The sequence below is a fragment of the Daejeonella sp. genome (genome assembly GCF_030684675.1).
In the GTDB taxonomy this organism is placed as follows: Bacteria; Bacteroidota; Bacteroidia; order Sphingobacteriales; family Sphingobacteriaceae; genus Daejeonella.
Window position 1 is genome coordinate 1 of the sequence record NZ_JAUXXZ010000069.1, and the last position, 4,864, is coordinate 4,864.

Here is a 4,864-nt window from a genome sequence, read left to right on the forward strand (position 1 = left end):
AGATATCAGCTTTAATGACTTTACTAACAGTGTAGCTCTCTTTTACAGGGGATGGTTTAATCTGCTACCTATCACCCAATAATATGCTCACTAACACCTACAATGTTGAATCTTTCAGCGCAGGGTTGCGCAACAAGCACTTTAGCGCCGGGTGAAGATCCGATATTCCGATCGGGCTTCAGCCCGAAACCTAAGCTACCAGGACGAAACAGGTGCTGGTGCTTCAGCACCATATTTCCGATAATTATCCACATCTTCCGTTCCCTAATCCAAAATATTAATATTCCAAAATTTTCAAATATTATAGTCTATGGGCTGAAGCCCAAAAACGTACAAAACGTTGACTCCAGCTAAAGCGGGAGCCTATTGAGCGACCGTGCTAATACCATGTCATAAATACTTTGACGAACCAATCGGAATACTTAGGAGGCTAAAATAAAATGGCAGTTTACCCGTGAAGATAAGAGGATGAAATTATTGAAAATTAATCCGTCAATTCATGGGTGACATAACACTAGTTCCTTTTTATCGATGATTTCAGTGCGATCCGTTGAAACCAAAGGGAGGAATCGCGATTGTGCTGATAGAATTTAAAGGCAATTAACTTGGTTTCAAGCTATTTACTATATTGTTTCCTGAATAAATATTAGATTTATTTAACAATTCATTTTCAGGAGCCAATGAGTAATAATGCTAAAAATAATTTTTTCGAAAATAATAAGCCGATTGCCCTATTAATTACCCTCCTTTCAATCTTTTTGCTTCAGCTAATTTATAATGATTTTGCTCCGGAGAATTCAATACTTTCAATCAATCCGGAGAACTTCTGGTTTTTAAGATTTTTTGGAAGGCTTCACCCTTTAGCAGTTCATTTTCCGGTAGCTTTGCTCCTGCTTACAGCAATCCTCGAACTTGGTACAATTAAAAAATTCAATTCTCCAATAAGACCTGGAATTCAGATTCTCTTGATTGCCGGCATTGTCTCTTCCCTGATTTCAGCAATTTTCGGCATCCTGCTTTCCGGGAATGCTGAATACGGCGAAAATCTGATTTTACACCAGTGGCTGGGTATTAGCACTGCTTTTTTAGGAATTATAGTTTGGTTTCTAAATCAAAGAGTTTTAGTAAAAAATCAAACCCAACATATCAAAACTTATCGCTTTGCCTTGTTTGCTACTGCTCTGGGGGTTATACTTGCCGGACATTTAGGTGCTTCATTAACCCATGGCGATGATTACCTTTCGAGTACCCTACCCTGGAGTGATGATTATGAAAATGTAGAAAATATCAGCTTTGATATCAATTCGATCTCTGAAGATAAAGACACCCTTAGTAATGCCCAGGAAAAGGAACTTAATCTGAAAGTCAGGGCCATATTTGCACACAATTGCTATAAGTGTCATGGCGAAGAAAAAGTTAAAGGTGAGTTGAGACTCGACCGCAAAGATTTTGTTTTTAAAGGCGGAGAAAACGGAGAAGTAATCAAACCTGGAAACACCGACGAGAGTGAACTATTCAGACGTATTAGCCTGCCTTCAGATCATGAAGATGTAATGCCTTCCAAAGGCAAAAAACTTTCAGCAAATGATGTCGCTATAATAAATTTCTGGATCAAAAAAGGTGCACCATGGCCTGATGGATCCGATAAAGATGAGGTTTTTAAGGTAGCGGCACTTGCACCAAGAAATCCGGTATTACCTCCGGCTTCAGGTATTTATTCTAACCCTGTCGACCGCTGGACGAATCAATATTTTGCGAAGAATAAAATAGCCTGGCCAAAATTAGTCGATGACAGAATCTTTTTAAGAAGGTTATTCATGGATATCATTGGCTTGCTGCCCAGCCAGCAGGAAATCGATGAATTCAGCAAAGATTCCAGACCTGATAAACGGGCAATTTGGAGTAAAAAACTATTGGATCGTGAAAATGATTATGCGATGCATTGGCTTACGTTCTGGAATGATGCATTGAGAAACGATTATACAGGTACCGGATATATTACCAATGGCCGTTATGCAATTACCGACTGGTTGTATCAATCCATTAAATCGAATAAGCCTTATAACCAGTTTGTTAAAGAACTTGTGAGTCCAAACGAAAATTCAAAAGGTTTTATTGAAGGTATAAAATGGCGTGGTGTTGTAAACTCAAGCCAGCGGACAGAAATGCAGGCCGCGCAAAATGTATCGCAGGTGTTTTTAGGCCTGAACCTGAAATGCGCCTCCTGCCATAATAGTTTTATCAGCGACTGGAAACTGGAAGATGCCTATGCCTTTGCCAATATTTTTGCAGATACCACGCTTGAAATTAATCGATGTGATAAACCTACCGGCAAATTCACCGATGCAAGAATGCTCTGGAAAGAGCTGGGAAGCATTGATAATAAAGCAAAAGTCTCAGTTAAAAGAGCACAGCTTGCAGAAAACATGGTCAAACCCCAAAATGGCCGTCTGTACCGTACATTGGTCAACAGAATGTGGGCACAGATTATGGGCCGCGGTTTTATTGAGCCATTGGATATGATGGATAATGAGCCCTGGAGCCAGGATATGCTTGATTGGATGGCTTTCAATTTCCAGCAGAATAACTCGAACATTAAGGATCTGATTTTTCTCATTACAACTTCCAAAACCTATCAGTTACCTTCAGCAGGGTTTAAAGATCCCAATGAAATTGTTTCGCAGGAATACAAATTTTCAGGAAGGCTGAGGAAAAGAATGTCTGCAGAACAGTTTGCAGATGCAGGATCTGCTTTATTTGGGCCTATATTTCCTGATTCAATGGTCAGGTATAAACCAGTTATTAAAGTGTTGAACGACCAGAGCATTCAATTATTTCCGCGTGCATCACAGGTAGTCAATAACCCCTTTCTTACTGCATTGGGCCGACCAAACAGGGAAACAGTCGCTACAAGCAGGGAATCCCAGGCAAATCTTTTACAGGCTCTGGAATTAACCAATGGTGAACGTTTTAATTCAATGCTCAAAAAAGGAGCTGAAAACTGGAAGCTCAAATACAAGAGTGGAGATCTGATCATTAAAGAAATATATAAACAGGCATTGGGTCGCGAGGTGCGTTCTGATGAGTATAAAATTGCGATAAAAATATTGGGAGATAAACCTCAAACCGATTCCGTTCAGGATTTGTTCTGGGCCATTATGCTGCTTCCCGAATTTCAAATTATCTATTAATAAGTATTGAGCATGTATAATCAATGGAATAGAAGGGAGTTTTTAAAGAAAAGCAGTGCGGCTACTTTAGCTGCACTGGCGGCAGGTGCTCCCTTATCAAGTCTGTTATCTTCCTGCAATAATAGAAGAAATGCCAAAGCCGATACGGTGATTTTGCTCTGGATGGCGGGGGGAATGGCTCATACAGACACCTTTGATCCTAAACGATATACCCCTTTCAGCAAAGGGATGAATGCCAATGATGTGCTGAGCACTTTTAAACCTGTACCTACAATACTTGATGGGGTTTCATTTTCTGAAGGACTTGAGTCGATCGGAAAAGTGATGGATAGAGGTACTGTCATCCGATCGTATGTAGCAGGTGATATGGGCCATATTTTACACTCCCGGCACCAGTACCACTGGCATACCTGTTATAAACCGCCTCAATCAGTATCTGCTCCCCACATTGGTTCCTGGATTGCAAAAGAACTGGGAACAGTTAATCCGGTTATCCCGGCCTTCATAGATATAGGTCAGCGCTTTACACTAGGCGAAGGTGAAGAATTAAAAGCTTTTCATACCGCCGGATTTCTTGGAAGTGAATATGGTCCATTCCTGATACCCGATCCATCAGCAGGACTTGAGAGTGTAAGACCTCCGGTAGGAATGTCTGCCACGAGGTTTGAAACCAGAAATCAGCTTTATAATGACCTGATTAGCAAAGGTGCCATGGGTGAATTTGGCAGTGATTATCAAAAAGAATCGTTGAAAAGATCAATGGAACAAGCCTATATGCTTTTAAAATCTCCCGAGGCTGCTGCTTTTGATTTGAGCAAAGAACCTAAAGAAAGCTATGACATCTATAATACCGGGAAGTTTGGTTTAGGTTGTTTGATGGCTCGCCGCCTGACTGAACAGGGCGCCCGCTTCATCAGTGTAACAACAGAATACGAGCCCTTTAAAAGTTGGGACACGCATGATAATGGACATACCCGCCTCGTTGATATGAAGAAACAAATCGATGGTCCGGTTGCACAATTAGTAAAAGATCTTGAAAAATCAGGGCATCTGGATCGCACATTAATCATTTTAGCGAGTGAATTCAGCAGGGATATGATGGTTGAAGGCCGGCCTGATCTCAAAGTGCAGGAACAGGTTGAACAACCTGATATCATTCATGATATTAAAAATTATGGTATGCACAGGCATTTTACCGATGGATGTTCCATTTTAATGTTTGGAGGTGGAATTAAGAAAGGTAATATTTATGGTAAAACTTCAGATGAACGTCCATGCAAAACCGTTGAAAAACCAATCCGGATTGAAGAGATTCACCAAACGATCTATCATGCACTTGGTATTGCCGAAGACGCCAGTTATATCGTGGAGAAAAGACCTTTTTATACAACCCCTGATGGTTTAGGCAAAGCAGAGATGGAACTGTTTGCTTAAAAAATAGGATTTTGAAATTATAGCAGGATTGTTTCTAATGACCCAGAATGGGTCAAATGTTTATAGAATTTCGTAACAGGAAAATCCCGACCCTGAAGAGCTATCGTGTGGACACATTTCTGTGTCGTTATGCTTAGGCATCCAGTATCCCCCGCCGGCGGGGGAATTAAAGGGGGTGGAACCTCCCCGTAGCCCCTCCAAAGGGGCACAGCATAGCGCCTAAATCCCTACTTAATAAT

Annotated in this window: 3 protein-coding genes; 2 read left to right on the forward strand and 1 reads right to left on the reverse strand. The window is 40.9% G+C overall.

Going from position 1 to position 4,864, the window contains the following annotated elements:
• Nucleotides 1-71: 71 nt before the first annotated feature.
• The gene (locus Q8M41_RS14900) at nucleotides 72-233 is read right to left on the reverse strand and encodes a hypothetical protein (protein ID WP_305366081.1); all 162 of its coding nucleotides are present in this window, start codon (nucleotides 231-233) and stop codon (nucleotides 72-74) included.
• A 447-nt stretch (nucleotides 234-680) separates the two neighbouring features.
• Between Q8M41_RS14900 and Q8M41_RS14905 the strand changes: the two genes are divergently transcribed.
• Nucleotides 681-3,191 carry a DUF1549 domain-containing protein gene (locus Q8M41_RS14905; RefSeq protein WP_305366082.1) on the forward strand — a complete coding sequence of 837 codons (2,511 nt, stop codon included), beginning with the start codon at nucleotides 681-683 and terminating at the stop codon, nucleotides 3,189-3,191.
• Between the two features lie 12 nt (nucleotides 3,192-3,203).
• Complete coding sequence (locus Q8M41_RS14910) at nucleotides 3,204-4,625, forward strand: DUF1501 domain-containing protein (RefSeq protein ID WP_305366083.1); 1,422 nt, start codon at nucleotides 3,204-3,206, stop codon at nucleotides 4,623-4,625.
• Nucleotides 4,626-4,864 lie beyond the last annotated feature (239 nt).